The organism is Pseudomonas sp. W2Oct36 (assembly GCF_041060465.1).
GTDB lineage: Bacteria > Pseudomonadota > Gammaproteobacteria > Pseudomonadales > Pseudomonadaceae > Aquipseudomonas > Aquipseudomonas graminis_B.
The window spans coordinates 118,616-135,898 of the sequence record NZ_JAUERW010000017.1 but is presented as its reverse complement, the minus strand read 5'-3'; the positions used below and the strand labels follow the sequence as shown (position 1 = coordinate 135,898).

Below are 17,283 nucleotides of genomic sequence, written 5' to 3'. Positions count from 1 at the left end.
CGAGAGCAGGCACTTTTGGTTACTTTTAGTGCTTTTTAAAAGTAACTCGCCGAAGGCGAAACAGTCTGCCCCCAGGCAGACGCCCTTGATCTTGATCTAATGAGGCTACGCCTAAGCTTTCGCAGCCTCAGGCACCCGCCCATACACATCGGTAAACCGCACGATATCGTCTTCCCCCAGATACTCCCCGCTCTGCACCTCGATCATCACCAGATCAATCACCCCCGGATTGACCAAACGATGGGTGTGGCCGGGCTGAATGAACGTCGACTCATTGGTGTCGAGCATGAACTCCTTCTCGCCATTCGTAACGCGCGCCATGCCACTGACCACAATCCAGTGCTCACTGCGGTGGTGATGCATCTGCAGCGACAAAGACGCCTGCGGTTTCACCACGATGCGCTTGATCTTGAAGCGCTTGCCCTCCTCAAGCACCGTATAAGTCCCCCACGGCCGGGTAACGGTGTTGTGCAACAGATACGCCGGATGACCCTGACGCTTGAGCTCCTGAGCGATGATCTTGACCTCCTGACTGCGATCGGCGTCGGCGATCAACAAAGCATCCGGCGTGTCGATGATGATCAGGTTGTCCAGACCCACCGCACCCACCAGGCGCTTTTTCGAGTCGATGTAGCAGTTGGTCACGTCGTGCAGCACCACCTGGCCGTTGCACTGGTTGCCGTTTTCATCCGCCGGGGCCAGCTCGCGAATGGCGCGCCACGAACCGATATCGCTCCAGCCCATCTCGCAGGGCACCACCGCAACCTTCTGCGAACGCTCCATCAACGCGTAATCGATGGAAATGTCCGGTGCCTGGGCGAAGGTCGTGCTGTCCAGTTCGATCTGCAGCTCGTTGCGGCCCTCCTTGGTGTTGCACTGCGACAGGCAATGGCGCACGGCGGCCAGCACTTCCGGCGCGTGAGTGTCCATTTCGTTCAGCAGCACATCGACGCGCATGCAGAACATCCCGGCGTTCCACAAATGCAGACCGCCTGCGAGATAGTCCTGGGCGGTGACGGCGTCGGGTTTCTCGACGAAGCGCGCGACCTGGTAGGCCTCGCCACCGAGGGCCTGGCCTTTCTCGATGTAACCAAAACCGGTCTCTGCGCGGGAGGGAATCAGCCCGAACGTCACCAGCCAGCCTTCGTCGGCCAGTTTGCGTGCGCTTTGCACGGCCGTCTCGAAGGCGGCGACGTCACTGATGAGCTGGTCAGCCGGCAGGATCAGCAACTGCGCGTCGTCGCCGTAGCGCGCCTGAACGTGCAGCGCCGCCGCAGCGATGGCAGGGGCAGTGTTGCGGCCGAACGGCTCGAGCAGAAACTCGAGCGCCAATTGGTGCTTGTTCAGCAGCCGATAGTCATCGACAGTGCGGAAATACACATCCCGATTGGTGACGGTGAGAACGCTTCCAACGCCGTCCAGCTGGCTGGCGCGGTTGAACGTCTTCTGCAGCAGGCTTTCGCCGTCCGGCAGGCGTATGAAGGGTTTGGGCATCGCCTCCCGTGAAACAGGCCACAGCCGGGTGCCGGCGCCGCCAGCAATAATGCAGGGAATCAGTTGCATGTCGTTTCTCGCCTTTTCGATCCGTGAATCAATGACTCGGCGGCATGCCAGGCCAATCGGTAAAAAGTCAATTTACTGACTTTTAATTCAGGATCGGTCAAATTAGCCAATTATTTGTCGATTAAGCGCTTTCCTCCGATGCATTTCAAGGGTCTGTAACGCAGAATTAACGCCTCTCGTCCCTTATTTGCGGGGCACTGACCGTAAGGGCTGTGGCAGTGGCAGCATCGGGGCGCAGGGCAGAGGAGGAGCAGCCTTGTCTAAGTCCCTGCCGCGCAAGGCTTTTTGCCATCACTGGGCTCTCGACCTGCCATTTCACGGCTGTCCGGAGGTATTTAAAACGTCTCTCATCCGGGACACTGGCTCAAAAGATTTTTCCCCCACGGGCTTTTTTTGCAGCGGGCGCGGTCAACACATCACGCATCAATTCGTACAGGTAGAAGGAAGGGATATGACAGCGCGCAGGGCATTACTGATTCTTCACGGCAAGCAGGCGCTCAACGAGGATGTCCGCGAGGCGGTGGAGCGCAAGCGCAAACATGGCTGGGAACTGGACGTGCGCGTGACCTGGGAAGCGGGGGATGCCCAGCGCCTGGTACGTGAGGGGCTGGAGGCCGGTCATCGGCACATCATCGCCGGTGGCGGCGATGGCACGCTGCGGGACGTGGCGGAGGCGCTGGCGCTGTCTGAAGTCGACGCCAGCCTGGTGATCATGCCGCTGGGCACCGCCAACGACTTCGCCCGTTCGGCGGGCGTGCCGCTGGAGCCGGATCAGGCCCTCGACCTGCTGGACGTGCCGGCGCGCCCGGTCGACATGGGGGTCGTGGGCGGGCAAATGTTCCTCAACATGGCCACCGGCGGGTTTGGCAGCCAGGTCACCGCCAACACCTCCGAAGACCTGAAAAAGATCCTCGGCGGTGCGGCCTATCTGTTCACCGGTCTTACACGTTTCAGTGAGTTGAAGGCCGCCTACGGCGAATTCAACGGCCCGGACTTTCATTGGAAGGGCGAGATGCTGGCGCTGGGGATCGGCAACGGTCGTCAGGCGGGCGGTGGACATCCGTTGTGCCCGGAAGCCCTGGCCGATGACGGGCTGCTGGACATCAGCATTCTGCCAGCGCCCCAGGAGGTGGTGAGCACCTTGAAGAGCCTGCTCGAAGGCGGTCTGGGCCTCGACAACATGTTCGTTCGGGCGCGGCTGCCGTGGGTGGAGCTCAAGTCGGCGCAGGGGCTGAATATCAACCTCGACGGCGAACCCCTGAGCGGCGAAGCAAACCGTTTCGAGGCGCGAGCGGGTGCGTTGCGCGTTCACCTGCCGTCGCATTCGCCGCTGCTGGGGCAGACGCGACAGCTCGCCTGAGCCTTGAAATGTCGGATGAGCCGCGCCCGCGTGCTCATCCGGCGCCGTCAGTCATCCAGGCTGATGATTCGCTCCCTCACACAGAACAGCACCAGCCCGGGCACGTCGTAGATGTGCAGCCGCTTCATGATTTGCGCGCGATGGGTTTCCACCGTTTTGACGCTCAGGCCGAGGCCGGCAGCGATCTCGCGGGTGGAGGTACCCCGCACGACCAGCCGCAGGATTTCCAGCTGCCGCGCGGTGAGGTTGTGGTTCTCGGCGGGTTCGGCAGGCGCGATTTGGCTGCTGACCAGCGCCTGGCTGATGACCGTGTGAGCGATGGCCGGGCTCAGGTAGCGTTCGCCATCGCGCAGGGCGTTCAGCGCGTGCTCGATCTCGCTGGCGGTCGCATCCTTGAGAAGATAGCCGTGGGCGCCGCTGGCCAGCGCGCCCATGATCAGGCACGGCTCGGTGTGCATCGACAGAATCAGCACCCTGCTGTGCGGAAGCGTCCGGCGCAGGCGTTGCAGGGCCTCCAGACCGTCGCTGTCGCCCATGGAGATGTCGAGCAAAATGATGTCGGGTTTCAGCTGCAGGCTCATTTCCAGCAACTGATGGCCGTCGCTGGCCTCACCAATGACTGCGTAACCCGGAATGTCTGACACCAGCGCGCGAACACCGGCGCGGATCAGCGCGTGATCATCCACCAGCAGTACGTTGCAGACCCTCACGGCTTGCTGCCATTGGCGCGTCCGCGAACACGCGGCGCCCACGGAAACAACGCCTGAATGGAGGTGCCTTGTCCGGGCTCGCTTGCGACGCTCAATTCACCGCCCAACAGGCTCGCGCGCTCCGCCATGCCGGCCATACCGCGCTGTCCCTGTCCAGCGGGGCTCAGCGCCGGGGCGAACCCGAGGCCATCATCGCGAATGCTCACCGACAACCCTTCCGGACGACGCTGCAGTTGCACGCGCAGGTTTTTTGCCTGGGCGTGGCGCAGCATGTTGGTGACGGCCTCCTGGGTAATCCGGAAGGCCGCCACGGCGATTTCTTCGGGAATACCGTCCAGGCGCTGCTGGCATTCCAGGCTCCACTGCACGGACGTGGCCGAAAGCGTGCGCAGCAAATGCGCGCGCAGGCTGGCTTCCAGTCCCAGGCTGGTCAACTGGCGGGGGTTGAGGATGGCGGACACGTCGCGAACCTTCGCCAGGGTTTCATCGAGGGTGTTGATGAGCGTTGTGCACTGCGCGTGCAATGCCTGCGGAGCGCGGCGCTGAAGCCAGTCACTCTGCATTTTTGCCGCCGTGAGCATCTGGCCGATGTCATCGTGCAGCTCGCGGCTCAGACGATGCCGCTCGGTTTCCTGAACCTGCAGCATGTGCTCGGCCAGTTCCCTGGGCTGAAACTGAATGGTCCGGTTCGGGCGGGTCAGGCTGTAGCAGAGGCCGGCAAACGCCAGCCCGTTGATAAGCGCCAACCCCAGCGGCAGCGCGCCGCTCGCCAGATACGCGACCACATTGCAGCCCGTGGTCGCCAGGCCGAGCAAGGCTGCCCAGCGAATCATGCTGCCGGGGTTCATCCGATGAACGCCACGTAATTTCCTGCTGCCATGCATAGCGAATGAAGCCATCGATAATGGATGTCTACACCTGACGGATCTGTCAGGCCATTTGAACGAGCACTGCGAACAACCCAATGCTGAACTTCCTGTGTAGGGGTATAGCGCGTCCAGACGACTGTTCGAATGGACCGAAAAAGTGCTGCTTCAAGCGTCCCTTCGAGCGCGCCGATAGTAACTTAATTGTCGGTTTTATTGAGGGCTGAGGTTGAGCACTGATTGACACCCATCACAACGCCGAGGGTCCGTTCAGCCAGCCTTTCAAGTGCGGGACGGGCGTGCGATGGGTGCTATCAGCAGCAATTCATGGCGCTTCACGGTGATCGGCACGCTCGGGTGCGAGCCCGTCGTACTTCCCGCCACTGACCGTCCAGCCCGGGTTAACGGCGACGTTGAGCGCCCGCGTGCCGGCCCCGCACTGGCAGGCGAATGCGTCCAGCAAATCGCGCTGCTCGCAGTCGTCAAGCGCCAGCGATCCAGTCTGGGGGTCGATGAGCTCAAGCTGCCAGGCCATCAGCTCGAAGCAGCATTTTAGCGTGTGCAATGCCTTTGGCTGCAATTGCCCGGCAGCGTGGGCGAAGTAAAGGAGATAACGCAACTGGCGGGCGAAACCACAGACGGTTTCAACACCATGGGTGTCTGCCTCGCCGGCAATGTGTTGCAGTGTGGTGAGCAGGCATTCCATCGCGTCACGATCATCGCTGATCAATTCCAGATGGCTGAGGCATTCATCGGCGCGGCACATGAGTGTCTGGGTATCGCTGAGAAACTCTGCATGCAACTGCTGCCATTCATTGCCGTTCAGCATGTGCAATCTCCACTCTTCTCAAATGGCGACGTCAGGTCGCGTGGGGCGAGTGGTCCAAAGTTAATGTTGAAGGCACAGGAAAGTCTGTAGGGCGTTTCTGATTGTTGCGAATGGTCGGGCAGGGCGGGGTAATCGGCATGAGCGCGTCGGACGATCATCTGCCCAAAGGGCTCGCGAGGACGGTCCGTTGCAAGGCGGCCGGCCACTGAGGGGGATACTTCCGCGAGCGCAACCGCATGCCTGACTCCATTCATTTACGAGAAGGGCGTCACAGTAATGGCTATTGGGAAGGCCGAATATCGGGTTCGCCGCGATTGCCCTTAAGGGTTACCCCTACTCGCGGTGTCGCTCTGCAGCAGGTCGTCATCGGGCCGCGCGTCTGAAAGCCACGCCGTTTGCCGGTCTGCCAGCGCTCGGGTCTGTCGACGGGTCTTTGGTGATGTTAATGTGACATCAATTGCGCGATGCGCATTCTATTCCGATTAAGGTCTGTCATGGGGCTGCCGATAAAGGGTAGGCGGACTTACTTGAACCCTGCTCCAGGAGCAACAGATGGCTGGCATTCTCGACACAGTAGACCAACGTACACAGCTGGTAGGTGAGAACCGCCTGGAAATCCTCATGTTCCGCCTGGCTGGCCGGCAGTTGTTCGCGATCAACGTATTCAAGGTTCAGGAAGTCCTGCAACTGCCCAAGCTGACGCTGATGCCCCAGCGTCATCCGTTCGTGTGCGGCGTGGTCAACCTGCGCGGCCAGACCCTGCCGGTCATCGACCTGTCCCAAGCCATCGGCATGCGCCCGTTGGTGCCGGGCCCTTCGAGCACGATCATCGTGACCGAATACAACCGCTCGGTTCAGGCCTTTCTGGTGGGCGGCGTCGACCGCATCGTCAACATGAACTGGGAGGCGATCCTACCACCACCGACCAGCGCCGGGCGTCAGCACTACCTGACCGCCATCAGCAAGGTCGATGACCAGTTGGTGGAGATCATCGACGTGGAGAAAGTTCTCGCCGAGATCGTGCCGTACAGCGCCAAGGTCTCCCGCGACAAGCTGGAAGATCCGGTCCTCACCCGCGCCATTGGCCGCGAAGTGCTGCTGGTGGACGACTCCAACGTGGCGCTCTCGCAGTTGCGTGACACTTTGGGTCAGCTCGGCGTGAAAATGCACGTCGCCCGTGACGGGTTGAAAGCCCTGAACATGCTCAAGGGCTGGGCGGACACCGGTGAGGTGATGACCGACAAGCTGTTGATGGTCTTTACCGACGCCGAGATGCCGGAAATGGACGGCTACCGCCTGACCACGGAAATCCGTAACGACCCCCGCCTGCGCGGCCTCTATGTGGTGCTGCATACCTCGCTGTCCGGCAGCTTCAACGAGTCCATGGTCAAGAAGGTCGGCTGCGATAACTTCCTCTCCAAATTCCAGCCGGACAAGCTGGTCGACGTGGTCCGCGAGCGGCTCATGCTCGACAACTGATCCGGTTCTGTTTCAAGCCCCTTGCTGTATGGAGGGGCTTTTTTGCATCTGTACCGCTTGGTTTTCCGGCGTCTCGTATAGAGTGGTGGCTTTCCGCTCTGGCATAAGGACGCGTACATGTTTCACCTCAGCGCACTGTATCGGTACCCCCTCAAATCCTGCATGGCCGAGCCGTTGCAGCAGGCCAGTTTCGATGAGTTGGGCATGAGTGGTGATCGCCGCTGGATGCTGGTGGATGAGGCCACCGGGCGGTTTTACAGCCAGCGTGTGCTGCCGCAGATGTCGCAGCTGTCGGTGCTGTGGCAGGGCGATGGCGTGACGTTGTCGGCCCCCGGTCTGGGCAGTCTGAATGTGCCGGTGCCAGCCGATGAAGAGGCCAATCTGCGCGGCATCACGATCTGGCGCGACAGTTTTCGTGTGCCGGACGCGGGCGAAGACGCGGCGCGTTGGGTCAGTGCCCTGGTGGGCAAGCCGACGCGGCTGGTGCACGTGCCGAAAGAGCGCGCACGCGGGCTGCCTTCCGGCTATGGGGCCACCGAGGACAGGGTCGGATTTGCTGACGGTTTCCCGTTGTTGTTGATCGGCCAGTCGTCGCTGGATGATTTGTCGCAGAAGGTCGGCCGCCCGCTAGAGATGCTGCGGTTTCGCCCGAATCTGGTTGTCACTGGCTCCGAGGCGTTTGCGGAGGATGGCTGGAAGCGGATTCGAATTGGCGGCGTTGAATTGCGGGTGTTAAAGCCCTGCTCGCGCTGCATTCTGACGACGATAGATCCGGCAACCGGCGAACGTAGCGCCGACCGCGAACCGATGACGACGCTGAAGACGTATCGGGAGCGGGAGGGTCAGATCTGGTTTGGGCAGAACCTGGTGAGTAATGGACCGGGGCAGGTCGAGGTGGGGATGGAGGTTGAGGTGCTGGAGTAGTCGAGCGCTTGCTCTTACGCTTTCCCGGCTAAAGCCGGTCCTACAAAATGCACTCGATTCGCACTGTAGGACCGGCTTTAGCCGGGAAGAGGCCGGCAGTCACGCCGCGAATCTCCGCCGTGCAGCCCGATGTCTTCCCGGCTAAAGCCGGTCCTACGACCGCGCGGCCTTACAAATCATCAAAGAACCGCTCATGCCAGTCCACCAGCGGCTGCGGCGAGTTGAGCTTCTGGCCGTAGATCACCGCGTAAGACAGCACGTTCTGCACGTACTGACGGGTCTCGTCGAACGGAATGCTCTCGACCCAGACGTCGAAGGCCAGGTGGTTGGCGCCCCTCAGCCACTGACGGACACGTCCCGGGCCTGCGTTATACGCCGCCGAAGCCAGCACCCGGTTGCCATTGAACTGCGCATGGACCTGACTCAGGTACGCGGCGCCGAGCTGGATGTTCTTGTCCGGATCGAGTACCTGCGCCGGCGAGGCCAAAGGAATACTGAATTTGCGTGCGGTCTCTTTGGCCGTCGCAGGCATCAGTTGCATCAAGCCTGCGGCACCGACGCCGGAGCGGGCGTCGTCCATGAACGCGCTTTCCTGTCGCGTGATCGCAAATACCCAGCTTGAATGCAGCCCGCGAACCTGCGCTTCACGCACCAGGGTGTCGCGGTGGGCCATCGGGAAGCGAATGTCGAGGTCGTCCCAGTACTGCGCCTGGCTGATGGTGCGAATCGCCGGGAAGTACCAGTGCATGTCGTACGCCAGTTTGGCCTGGGCAACCATTTCGTCCCGGCTGAAGCGACGGGTGACGTGGTACCACTCGCGGCGACCGTCGACGATCTGCCCGCGATCGTAGAACTCCAGCGCGCGGCGCACACCCGGGGTGTTGCGCACCTTGGTCATCAGCGCCTGACTCATCGCCAACGGCTTGTTGTTGAGCATGTACGGCGTCTGGGTGCGGTCGGCGGCGAGGAAACCGTAGAAATCACGCTCCTTCGCCACCCCTTTGTACAGCCCCGGCAGCAGCGGGCTGTTGGGCTGCGCCAGCTCAAGAGAGCGGGCCTGCCAGTAACGCCAGCGGTTGGTGGTCGCCAGGTCCTGGGGCAGGCGACGGGTCAACTCGTACGCATCACTCCAGCGACCCAGTCGCAGCAACAGACGCAAGCGCCATTCGGTGACGGTGTTGTCGCGCAGGTCCGGATCGTACTTGGTCATGACCTCAAGGGCGCGACCGTCGTAACTGCGGGCCAGGGTCAGGCCGATCTCCTTGGCGATCTGCACCTGTTCTTCGTGGGAGAAATGCAGCACCGGCGCGTAACTGTCGAGCAGCTCCATGGCCCGCTGCGGGTCCTGCTTGGCGAGGCGACGCAGGCCCAGCCCGACCACATCGGACATGGCCTCGTCGGCCGGCATGAACTGGCCCTGGTTGTTGACCATTTCCGGCTTCTGCGCCACGGCGATCAGCAAACGGCCCTGGGGGGCGAGGGTGGTCATACTGTTGACCAGTTGATTGGCCAGCGCATAGTTGCGCCCTTGCGCAGCGAGCTTGGCGCGCTGCCAGCGTTTCTGCTCGGTCAGTTGACCTTCGACGGCCCACTGGGTGAAAAACGTATCGCAGGCCGCCGGCAGCGTCTTGCCGGTCATCCAGGTCTTCTCGGCGTTGGCATAGCCTTCCGAGCGCTGGTTATGGCTGAGCTGATAGGAGCCGTACAGGCAGTCGAGTTCGACGAAATTCAGCTTGGGGTCGTAATACTTGACGAAGGGCTGCCAGTCACCGCGCGAGGCCAACAGCCGCAGCCAGCGCAGCTTCATGTAGTTGGCTTGCGGCAGGTCGCCATGCTCGGCGAAGAATTTTTCGACTTCCTCGTCACTCGCGCTGTTCAGGCGTGCGGTGAGTTCGTCGTAGGCCAGATACGGCTCGAGGGGGTAATCCGCCAGCGCGGCGGCATAGGTGCGATAAGGGCCGCTGTCGCCCTTGGCCAAAGCGCGTTTGGCTTCATCGTAATACTGACGCTGGGTGGTGAGATCGACCGCTTGGACGGACTGGGCAGCGGTGGCCGACAGAAGCAGGCAGGACAAAAGGCTGAAGAAACGACTGCGCATGAGACTTCCGTTCAGATGCATCGTGAAAAGTGCGGCTAGCTTAGCCTGTTGCCCGCGCGGGTTGAAGCGCTGCCTCGCCCGTCGTGATGGATGGAAACAAACCCGGCCTACAATCGGCCGGCCACCGGGTCCGGACGACGTCCTGTCATCGATTAGCCGCCCCTCTGCCGGGTTATCTCAGGTAGAATGCGCGCCCGGTTTTTGGAGAAGCTCATGACCCTGCTCAAATTCAGCGATGTGTCCCTTGCGTTCGGCGCCATGCCGTTGTTGGACAAGGTGTCCTGGCAGATCGCCCGTGGTGAGCGGGTCTGCATCATTGGCCGTAACGGCACGGGCAAGTCCAGCATGTTGAAGCTCGTCAAAGGCATTCAGATGCCCGACGACGGCAATGTCTGGCGCGCACCCGGCCTGAAGATCGGCGAGCTCCCGCAGGAGTTGCCGGTCGCTGACGGCCGTACCGTGTTTGACGTGGTGGCCGAAGGCCTGGACGGCGTGGGCGAGCTGCTCGCTCAGTACCACCACCTGAGCCAGAACATCGTCACTGCCGAAGACCTCGACAAGCTGATGCACGTGCAGTCGGACCTCGAAGCCCGTGACGGCTGGCGCCTGCAGCAGTTGGTGGACAGCACCCTCAGCCGTCTGCAACTGCCGGCCGACAAGACCCTCGCCGAACTGTCCGGTGGCTGGCGTCGTCGCGTGTTGCTGGCCCAGGCGCTGGTGTCCGAGCCTGATCTGCTGATGCTCGACGAACCGACCAACCACCTCGACATCGGCGCGATTGCCTGGCTCGAAGAAGCCTTGAAGGAATTCCAGGGCGCGGTGTTGTTCATCACCCACGACCGGTCCTTCCTGCAGAACCTCGCGACCCGCATTCTGGAGCTCGACCGTGGCGGCCTGATCGACTGGGATGGCGACTACGCCAGCTTCCTGGTGCACAAGGAAGCCATGCTCGCGGCGGAAGAAACCGCCAACGCGCTGTTCGACAAGCGTCTGGCCCAGGAAGAAGTGTGGATTCGTCAGGGCATCAAGGCCCGTCGTACCCGTAACGAAGGCCGCGTCCGCGCCCTGAAGGCATTGCGCGTCGAGCGCAGCGACCGCCGCGAACGCACCGGCAAAGCCAACATTCAGCTCGACACCGCAGACAAATCCGGCAAGCAGGTGATGGTGCTCGACAACGTCAGCTTCGCTCACCCGGGCGGCCCGATGCTGATCAAGGACTTCTCCATGGTCCTGCAGCGCGAAGACCGTATCGGTCTGCTCGGCGCCAACGGCACCGGCAAGACCACGCTGCTCAAGCTGATGCTCGACAACCTCCAGCCCACCAGTGGCAAGGTGGAAGTCGGCACCCGTCTGGACGTCGCCTACTTCGACCAGTTGCGTCACCAGCTCGATCTGGAAAAGACCGTGATCGATAACGTCGCCGAAGGGCGCGACTTCATCGACATCGACGGCCAGAGCCGTCACGTCCTCAGCTACCTGGGCGATTTCCTGTTCAGCCCGCAGCGGGCGCGGACGCCAGTCAAGGCATTGTCGGGCGGTGAGCGGGCGCGTCTGCTGCTTGCCAAACTGTTCAGCAAACCGGCCAACTTGCTGGTGCTCGACGAACCGACCAACGACCTGGACGTCGAGACCCTCGAGCTCCTTGAAGAAGTGCTGCTGACCTTCAAGGGCACGGTGCTGATGGTCAGCCACGACCGGGCATTCCTCGATAACGTCGTCACCAGCACCCTGGTGTTCGAAGGCGAGGGCAAGGTCCGCGAGTTCGTTGGTGGTTATCAGGACTGGATTCGTCAGGGCGGCTCACCGCGTCTGCTGGGCGTCACCGACAGCAAGTCCGGCAAGTCCGAGCTGGCCACTGCCGTGGTTCAGGCAGCACCCGTCGCGGCGGCCGAAATGCCGGTCGCGAAAAAGAAGCTCAGCTATAAGCTGCAACGCGAGCTGGAAGCGCTGCCCGCACAGATCGACGCTGTTGAAGCGCAAATGGCTGCGCTCACTGCCGAGATGGCCGAGGCCGGTTTCTATCAGCGTCCTGCAGAGCAAACCACTGCCGTGATGGCGCAGCTGGAAAGCCTGCAAGGCGAACTGGACGGGCTGCTTGAGCGTTGGGCCGAGCTGGACGAGTGATCGGTCACCTGCGGCCATAAAAAAGCCCGGTCCTTTTTCAAGGGCCGGGCTTTTGTTTGCGGGCCTGAATCAGTCGACGCGCTTGACCAGTCGCACAGCCAGTACGTCGCACGGTGCGCCGTGCAGCACGTCATTGGCGGTGGAACCGAGCAGCAGCGACAGACCGTGTCGGCCATGGCTGCCGACAACGATCAGGTCGACCTGGTGCTCCTTCGCCAGGTTGTGGATTTCCTGACGCGGCTGGCCATAGGTGAGATGGCTGTCGCCGGTTTTGACGTCAGGGTATTTGCGTTTCAGCGCTTCCAGCTTTTCCTTGGCCTGATCGAACTGCTGTTGTTGCAGCTGCGACAGGTCCATGGGGACATCGCCACCGAAGGCCATGGCCATGGGTTCGACGATGTGCACCAGCGAAAGCTTGGAGCCGCCGGCCAATGCCAGCGCCATGGCTTTTTTGATCACCGGATCGCACTCTTCAGTGAGGTCCACGGCTACCAGAATATGTACATAGGACATGGGGTTTTCCTTCTGAGGTTTGCGATGGTTTTGATTATGGCTCTTTTCACGCGCCTCTGGCACGCCGATGTGGTCCGCCCGCCGCTTGCCGCCGCGGGGGGCGTACAAATATGACGGTGTGGATCGTTCTGTCAATCATCGCGGTGGTTTTAAGTCCGATGGTCTGGCTGCGCCCGTCGCGCTCCCAGAGCGGCAGAATGGCCATGCGCATGCAGGCGCGTCGAATGGGGCTGGCCATGCAGCTGATCCCCCAGGAGTGGCCGCACTGGTTGCCGACCGAGCCGCCGAGCCCGTGCCCGCAGTATCACCGGCCTCGTACCGCACGTGCACCCGATGTCTGGGTGTACTGGCAGATGGAACCGGGCGTGTGGCTTAACCAGTGGCGCGAGCCGTGTGAAGATCCGCGGCTGCTTGAGCAGTTCAAGACGCTGCCGGCAGACGTCTACAAGGTGGAAGCGGGCAAGCAGCTGATTGCCCTGTACTGGGCCGAGCGTGGCGAACCCGAAGTGTTGCAGCACATTGCAGCGGTGCTGAAGGCCCTGGCGTAATCCGCCCCGATGCCCGAATCGCGGGCATTAAAAAGCCCGATAACAACATCGGGCCGGGGTTGGCCAGGCAGGCCGTAATTCCTGTGCGGTGCGGTGCAATGCCGCGACCGGGGTCACCTATCGCTTGGTGGCGACGCTTAAATGACCCGTCTTGATGCGCAGTGCGCTGAATGTAGACCTTAATGGTGCATTTGTCTGCTGCCGTGCTGCTTTTTATTCCCTCCGTGCCAAGCTTCTCCACGCGCCAGCGCTTGATCAGCGGCTGTCGCCACCAAGGCAATCATTACCTTGAATGGGCCCGTATCAGGCGCGCTTTTTACCTGCGATTTGCCTGTTTTGCCCGCTGTCTGCTGAATTGACAATTGCTGGAATATGGCAGAAGGTAGCCGCACCCAAATCAAACGGGCGTATGAATTGAGCGTTTGCCGTAGGAATGCTCTGACAGACGCTCGAATCGCGTCGACGGGGTGACTGGCGTTTGGTGTTTCGCCTCGACGGCAACGTCGTGCATAGCGCCGGATCTCAGCGTCTGACGCGTAATGTTCAGCTTCCATATCGTGGAGATCAGTTGATGATTTACGAAGGTAAAGCCATCACGGTTAAGGCTCTTGAAAGTGGCATCGTCGAACTGCAGTTCGACCTCAAGGGTGAGTCCGTCAACAAGTTCAATCGTCTCACCCTCAACGACCTCAGTCAGGCCATCGAAGCCATCAAGGCCGACAGCTCGATCAAGGGCGTCATCGTCACCAGCGGCAAGGACGTGTTCATCGTCGGCGCCGACATCACCGAATTCGTCGATAACTTCAAGCTGCCGGACGCTGAACTCGTCGCCGGCAACCTCGAAGCCAACAAGATTTTCAGCGCCTTCGAAGACCTCAACGTACCCACCCTCGCGGCCATCAACGGCATCGCGCTGGGCGGCGGTCTGGAGATGTGCCTGGCCGCTGACTTCCGCGTCATGTCCGCCACCGCCAAGGTCGGCTTGCCAGAAGTCAAACTCGGCATCTACCCGGGCTTCGGCGGTACAGTCCGTCTGCCACGTCTGATCGGTGTCGATAACGCCGTCGAGTGGATCGCGTCCGGCAAAGACAACAGCGCCGAAGACGCACTGAAAGTGGGCGCCGTCGATGCAGTGGTCGCCCCGGGCAAACTGCAGGAAGCTGCTCTGGACCTGATCAAACGCGCCATCTCCGGCGAGTTCGATTTCAAGGCCAAGCGTCAGCCGAAGCTGGACAAGCTCAAGCTCAACGCCATCGAGCAGATGATGGCCTTTGAAACCGCCAAGGGTTTCGTGGCAGGCCAGGCCGGCCCGAACTACCCGGCGCCGGTCGAAGCGATCAAGACCATCCAGAAAGCCGCCAATTTCGGTCGCGACAAAGCGCTGGAAGTGGAAGCGGCCGGTTTCGTGACGATGGCCAAGACCTCGGCCGCCGCGAGCCTGATCGGCCTGTTCCTGAACGATCAGGAGCTGAAAAAGAAAGCCAAGGTCTACGACGAAGTGGCCAAGGACGTGAAGCAGGCCGCCGTACTGGGCGCCGGCATCATGGGCGGCGGCATCGCCTATCAGTCGGCGGTCAAAGGCACGCCGATCCTGATGAAGGACATCCGTGAAGAAGCCATCGCACTGGGCCTGGGCGAAGCATCGAAGCTGCTGGGCAAGCGCGTCGAAAAAGGCCGTCTGACCTCCGCGAAGATGGCCGAAGCGCTCAACGCGATTCGTCCTACGCTGTCCTACGGCGATTTCGGCACCGTCGACCTCGTCGTCGAAGCCGTGGTCGAGAATCCGAAGGTCAAGCAAGCCGTGCTGGCCGAAGTGGAAGGGCAGGTAGGTGAAGACACCATTCTCGCTTCCAACACCTCGACGATCTCCATCAGCTTGCTGGCCAAGGCCCTCAAGCGCCCGGAAAACTTCGTCGGCATGCACTTCTTCAACCCGGTGCACATGATGCCGCTGGTCGAAGTCATCCGTGGCGAGAAGTCCAGCGAAGTCGCCGTGGCGACCACCGTGGCTTACGCCAAGAAAATGGGCAAGAACCCGATCGTGGTCAACGACTGCCCGGGCTTTTTGGTCAACCGCATCCTGTTCCCGTACTTCGGTGGTTTCGCCAAGCTGGTCAGCGCCGGTGTCGACTTCGTGCGCATCGACAAGGTCATGGAAAAATTTGGCTGGCCAATGGGCCCGGCGTACCTGATGGACGTGGTCGGCATCGACACCGGCCACCACGGTCGCGACGTCATGGCTGAAGGTTTCCCGGACCGCATGAAGGATGATCGCCGCACCGCTGTCGACGCCTTGTACGACGCCAATCGCCTGGGCCAGAAGAATGGCAAGGGCTTCTACGTCTACGAGACCGACAAGCAGGGCAAGCCGAAGAAAGTGGTCGACGCTTCCGTGCTGGAAGTGCTCAAGCCAGTGATCTACGAGCAGCGTGAAGTCAGCGACGAAGACATCATCAACTGGATGATGATCCCGCTCTGCCTTGAAACCGTGCGTTGCCTGGAAGACGGCATCGTCGACACGGCGGCCGAGGCCGACATGGGCCTGATCTACGGCATCGGCTTCCCTCCGTTCCGCGGTGGCGCGCTGCGCTACATCGACTCGATCGGTGTTGCTGAATTCGTCGCCCTGGCTGACCAATACGCTGATCTGGGCGCTCTGTACCACCCCACTGCGAAGCTGCGTGAAATGGCCAAGACCGGCCAGCGCTTCTTCGGCTAAGTGCCCAACGAACAGGTGAAGATATGAGCTTGAATCCGAGAGACGTCGTGATTGTCGACTTCGGTCGCACACCGATGGGCCGCTCCAAGGGTGGCATGCACCGCAATACCCGCGCCGAAGACATGTCGGCGCACCTGATCGGCAAATTGCTGGAACGCAACAACAAGGTTGACCCGGCGGAAGTCGAGGACGTGATCTGGGGCTGCGTCAACCAGACCCTGGAGCAGGGCTGGAACATCGCGCGCATGGCGTCGCTGATGACCCAGATTCCGCACACTTCCGCAGCACAGACGGTCAGCCGCCTGTGTGGTTCGTCCATGAGCGCGCTGCACACGGCGGCGCAGGCCATCATGAGCAACAACGGTGACGTCTTCGTCATCGGCGGTGTCGAGCACATGGGTCACGTCGGCATGATGCACGGTGTCGACCCGAACCCGCACATGTCGCTGTACGCCGCCAAAGCCTCCGGCATGATGGGCCTGACCGCCGAAATGCTGGGCAAGATGCACGGCATCACCCGTGAGGCGCAGGATGCGTTCGGTGTGCGTTCTCACAGGCTCGCGCAGAAGGCCACGCTGGAAGGGAAATTCAAGGACGAAATCGTCCCGATGCAGGGCTACGACGAGAACGGTTTCCTGAAGATGTTCGACTACGACGAGACCATTCGTCCGGAGACGACGCTGGAAAGCCTAGCGGCCCTCAAGCCTGCGTTCAACCCGAAAGGCGGTACGGTCACGGCCGGCACCTCGTCCCAAATCACCGACGGTGCGTCGTGCATGATCGTGATGTCCGGCCAGCGCGCCATGGACCTCGGCATCCAGCCCCTGGCGGTGATCCGCTCCATGGCAGTGGCCGGTGTCGACCCTGCAATCATGGGCTACGGACCGGTTCCGGCGACCCAGAAAGCGCTCAAGCGCGCAGGGCTGAGCATCGCCGATATCGACTACTTCGAGCTCAACGAAGCGTTCGCTGCGCAGGCCCTGCCGGTGCTGAAAGATCTGAAAGTGCTCGACAAGATGGACGAGAAGGTTAACCTGCACGGCGGCGCCATCGCCTTGGGTCACCCGTTCGGTTGCTCGGGGGCGCGGATTTCCGGCACCTTGCTCAACGTGATGAAGCAGAATGGCGGCACCCTGGGTGTTGCCACCATGTGCATCGGTCTGGGTCAGGGCATCACCACCGTATTCGAACGCGTCTAAACGGTGTCAGTGTGCGAGCCGGGGCCTGGTGCCCCGGCTTTTGTTTTTTTCCGGAAATGTATTTTCGCCATTTTTTTTCTTGTCACACCCGAGGTTCCCCCGCATGCCGCTACAGCCAGGTCTCTACCGTCACTACAAAGGCCCTGAATACCGTGTTATCGGTGTCGCGCGGCATTCGGAGACCGAAGAAGAAGTGGTGTGCTATCAGGCGCTGTACGGCGAATACGGCCTGTGGGTACGCCCTTTGAGCATGTTTCTGCAGTCAGTTGAGGTTGACGGCGAGCAAGTGCCGCGCTTTGCTTTGGTCCAGGCCGAACCGGATCTTTTTCCCCGGCCCTGAGGCGGGACCTC

The 17,283-nt window shown here is 61.4% G+C and carries 14 protein-coding genes; 8 read left to right on the top strand and 6 right to left on the bottom strand.

Features of this window, described 5'->3' with window-relative positions:
- Nucleotides 1-111 precede the first annotated feature (111 nt).
- Nucleotides 112-1,563 carry a mannose-1-phosphate guanylyltransferase/mannose-6-phosphate isomerase gene (locus QWI18_RS20290; RefSeq protein WP_192130170.1) on the bottom strand — a complete coding sequence of 484 codons (1,452 nt, stop codon included), beginning with the start codon at nucleotides 1,561-1,563 and terminating at the stop codon, nucleotides 112-114.
- Nucleotides 1,564-2,014: 451 nt separating this feature from the next.
- On the opposite strand from QWI18_RS20290, the gene yegS reads away from it, so the two are divergent.
- The gene (gene yegS / locus QWI18_RS20285; protein ID WP_369319700.1) at nucleotides 2,015-2,923 is read left to right on the top strand and encodes a lipid kinase YegS; all 909 of its coding nucleotides are present in this window, start codon (nucleotides 2,015-2,017) and stop codon (nucleotides 2,921-2,923) included.
- Between the two features lie 47 nt (nucleotides 2,924-2,970).
- On the opposite strand, the gene QWI18_RS20280 is transcribed toward yegS, so the two are convergent.
- From QWI18_RS20280 to QWI18_RS20270, 3 genes are all read right to left on the bottom strand, one after another.
- The gene (locus tag QWI18_RS20280) at nucleotides 2,971-3,633 is read right to left on the bottom strand and encodes a response regulator transcription factor (protein WP_192130172.1); all 663 of its coding nucleotides are present in this window, start codon (nucleotides 3,631-3,633) and stop codon (nucleotides 2,971-2,973) included.
- Nucleotides 3,630-4,466 (bottom strand): sensor histidine kinase, encoded by an 837-nt coding sequence (locus tag QWI18_RS20275; protein ID WP_369319699.1) that lies wholly within the window; start codon nucleotides 4,464-4,466, stop codon nucleotides 3,630-3,632. The genes QWI18_RS20280 and QWI18_RS20275 overlap by 4 nt, the downstream gene beginning before the upstream one ends.
- Before the next feature lie 358 nt (nucleotides 4,467-4,824).
- Complete coding sequence (locus tag QWI18_RS20270; RefSeq protein WP_192130174.1) at nucleotides 4,825-5,328, bottom strand: hypothetical protein; 504 nt, start codon at nucleotides 5,326-5,328, stop codon at nucleotides 4,825-4,827.
- A gap of 552 nt (nucleotides 5,329-5,880) precedes the next feature.
- Between QWI18_RS20270 and QWI18_RS20265 the strand changes: the two genes are divergently transcribed.
- Nucleotides 5,881-6,807: a chemotaxis protein CheV gene (locus QWI18_RS20265; protein ID WP_065988584.1), complete on the top strand. Its 927-nt coding sequence runs from the start codon at nucleotides 5,881-5,883 to the stop codon at nucleotides 6,805-6,807.
- Between the two features lie 117 nt (nucleotides 6,808-6,924).
- Nucleotides 6,925-7,731, top strand: coding sequence for an MOSC domain-containing protein (locus QWI18_RS20260; protein WP_369319698.1), 807 nt, complete (start codon nucleotides 6,925-6,927; stop codon nucleotides 7,729-7,731).
- Between the two features lie 169 nt (nucleotides 7,732-7,900).
- On the opposite strand, the gene QWI18_RS20255 is transcribed toward QWI18_RS20260, so the two are convergent.
- On the bottom strand, nucleotides 7,901-9,829 hold the full coding sequence (locus QWI18_RS20255) for a transglycosylase SLT domain-containing protein (RefSeq protein ID WP_369319697.1): 1,929 nt from the start codon (nucleotides 9,827-9,829) through the stop codon (nucleotides 7,901-7,903).
- A gap of 213 nt (nucleotides 9,830-10,042) precedes the next feature.
- Between QWI18_RS20255 and QWI18_RS20250 the strand changes: the two genes are divergently transcribed.
- Nucleotides 10,043-11,953 carry an ATP-binding cassette domain-containing protein gene (locus QWI18_RS20250; protein WP_282371897.1) on the top strand — a complete coding sequence of 637 codons (1,911 nt, stop codon included), beginning with the start codon at nucleotides 10,043-10,045 and terminating at the stop codon, nucleotides 11,951-11,953.
- 69 nt (nucleotides 11,954-12,022) lie between these two features.
- Here QWI18_RS20250 and QWI18_RS20245 read toward each other — a convergent pair whose 3' ends face one another.
- The gene (locus tag QWI18_RS20245) at nucleotides 12,023-12,466 is read right to left on the bottom strand and encodes a universal stress protein (protein WP_192130178.1); all 444 of its coding nucleotides are present in this window, start codon (nucleotides 12,464-12,466) and stop codon (nucleotides 12,023-12,025) included.
- A 110-nt stretch (nucleotides 12,467-12,576) separates the two neighbouring features.
- Here QWI18_RS20245 and QWI18_RS20240 point away from each other — a divergent pair, with 110 nt between their 5' ends.
- The 4 genes from QWI18_RS20240 (at nucleotide 12,577) to QWI18_RS20225 (ending at nucleotide 17,272) form a co-directional block, all read left to right on the top strand.
- Nucleotides 12,577-13,014 carry a hypothetical protein gene (locus QWI18_RS20240; RefSeq protein ID WP_296307934.1) on the top strand — a complete coding sequence of 146 codons (438 nt, stop codon included), beginning with the start codon at nucleotides 12,577-12,579 and terminating at the stop codon, nucleotides 13,012-13,014.
- Nucleotides 13,015-13,585: 571 nt separating this feature from the next.
- Nucleotides 13,586-15,733, top strand: coding sequence for a fatty acid oxidation complex subunit alpha FadB (gene fadB, locus QWI18_RS20235; protein WP_369319696.1), 2,148 nt, complete (start codon nucleotides 13,586-13,588; stop codon nucleotides 15,731-15,733).
- A gap of 23 nt (nucleotides 15,734-15,756) precedes the next feature.
- Complete coding sequence (fadA, locus tag QWI18_RS20230) at nucleotides 15,757-16,932, top strand: acetyl-CoA C-acyltransferase FadA (RefSeq protein ID WP_369319695.1); 1,176 nt, start codon at nucleotides 15,757-15,759, stop codon at nucleotides 16,930-16,932.
- Between the two features lie 103 nt (nucleotides 16,933-17,035).
- The gene (locus QWI18_RS20225) at nucleotides 17,036-17,272 is read left to right on the top strand and encodes a DUF1653 domain-containing protein (RefSeq protein ID WP_065988576.1); all 237 of its coding nucleotides are present in this window, start codon (nucleotides 17,036-17,038) and stop codon (nucleotides 17,270-17,272) included.
- Nucleotides 17,273-17,283: the final 11 nt, after the last annotated feature.

What these genes read in the sequence shown, in the direction of transcription:
- QWI18_RS20250 (WP_282371897.1), top strand. Translation starts at nt 10,043, where the DNA reads ATGACCCTGCTCAAATTCAGCGATGTGTCCCTTGCGTTCGGCGCCATG.
- QWI18_RS20270 (WP_192130174.1), bottom strand. Translation starts at nt 5,328, where the DNA reads ATGCTGAACGGCAATGAATGGCAGCAGTTGCATGCAGAGTTTCTCAGC.
- QWI18_RS20290 (WP_192130170.1), bottom strand. Translation starts at nt 1,563, where the DNA reads ATGCAACTGATTCCCTGCATTATTGCTGGCGGCGCCGGCACCCGGCTG.
- QWI18_RS20255 (WP_369319697.1), bottom strand. Translation starts at nt 9,829, where the DNA reads ATGCGCAGTCGTTTCTTCAGCCTTTTGTCCTGCCTGCTTCTGTCGGCC.
- QWI18_RS20275 (WP_369319699.1), bottom strand. Translation starts at nt 4,466, where the DNA reads ATGATTCGCTGGGCAGCCTTGCTCGGCCTGGCGACCACGGGCTGCAAT.
- QWI18_RS20240 (WP_296307934.1), top strand. Translation starts at nt 12,577, where the DNA reads ATGACGGTGTGGATCGTTCTGTCAATCATCGCGGTGGTTTTAAGTCCG.
- fadA (WP_369319695.1), top strand. Translation starts at nt 15,757, where the DNA reads ATGAGCTTGAATCCGAGAGACGTCGTGATTGTCGACTTCGGTCGCACA.
- QWI18_RS20265 (WP_065988584.1), top strand. Translation starts at nt 5,881, where the DNA reads ATGGCTGGCATTCTCGACACAGTAGACCAACGTACACAGCTGGTAGGT.
- fadB (WP_369319696.1), top strand. Translation starts at nt 13,586, where the DNA reads ATGATTTACGAAGGTAAAGCCATCACGGTTAAGGCTCTTGAAAGTGGC.
- yegS (WP_369319700.1), top strand. Translation starts at nt 2,015, where the DNA reads ATGACAGCGCGCAGGGCATTACTGATTCTTCACGGCAAGCAGGCGCTC.
- QWI18_RS20260 (WP_369319698.1), top strand. Translation starts at nt 6,925, where the DNA reads ATGTTTCACCTCAGCGCACTGTATCGGTACCCCCTCAAATCCTGCATG.
- QWI18_RS20225 (WP_065988576.1), top strand. Translation starts at nt 17,036, where the DNA reads ATGCCGCTACAGCCAGGTCTCTACCGTCACTACAAAGGCCCTGAATAC.
- QWI18_RS20245 (WP_192130178.1), bottom strand. Translation starts at nt 12,466, where the DNA reads ATGTCCTATGTACATATTCTGGTAGCCGTGGACCTCACTGAAGAGTGC.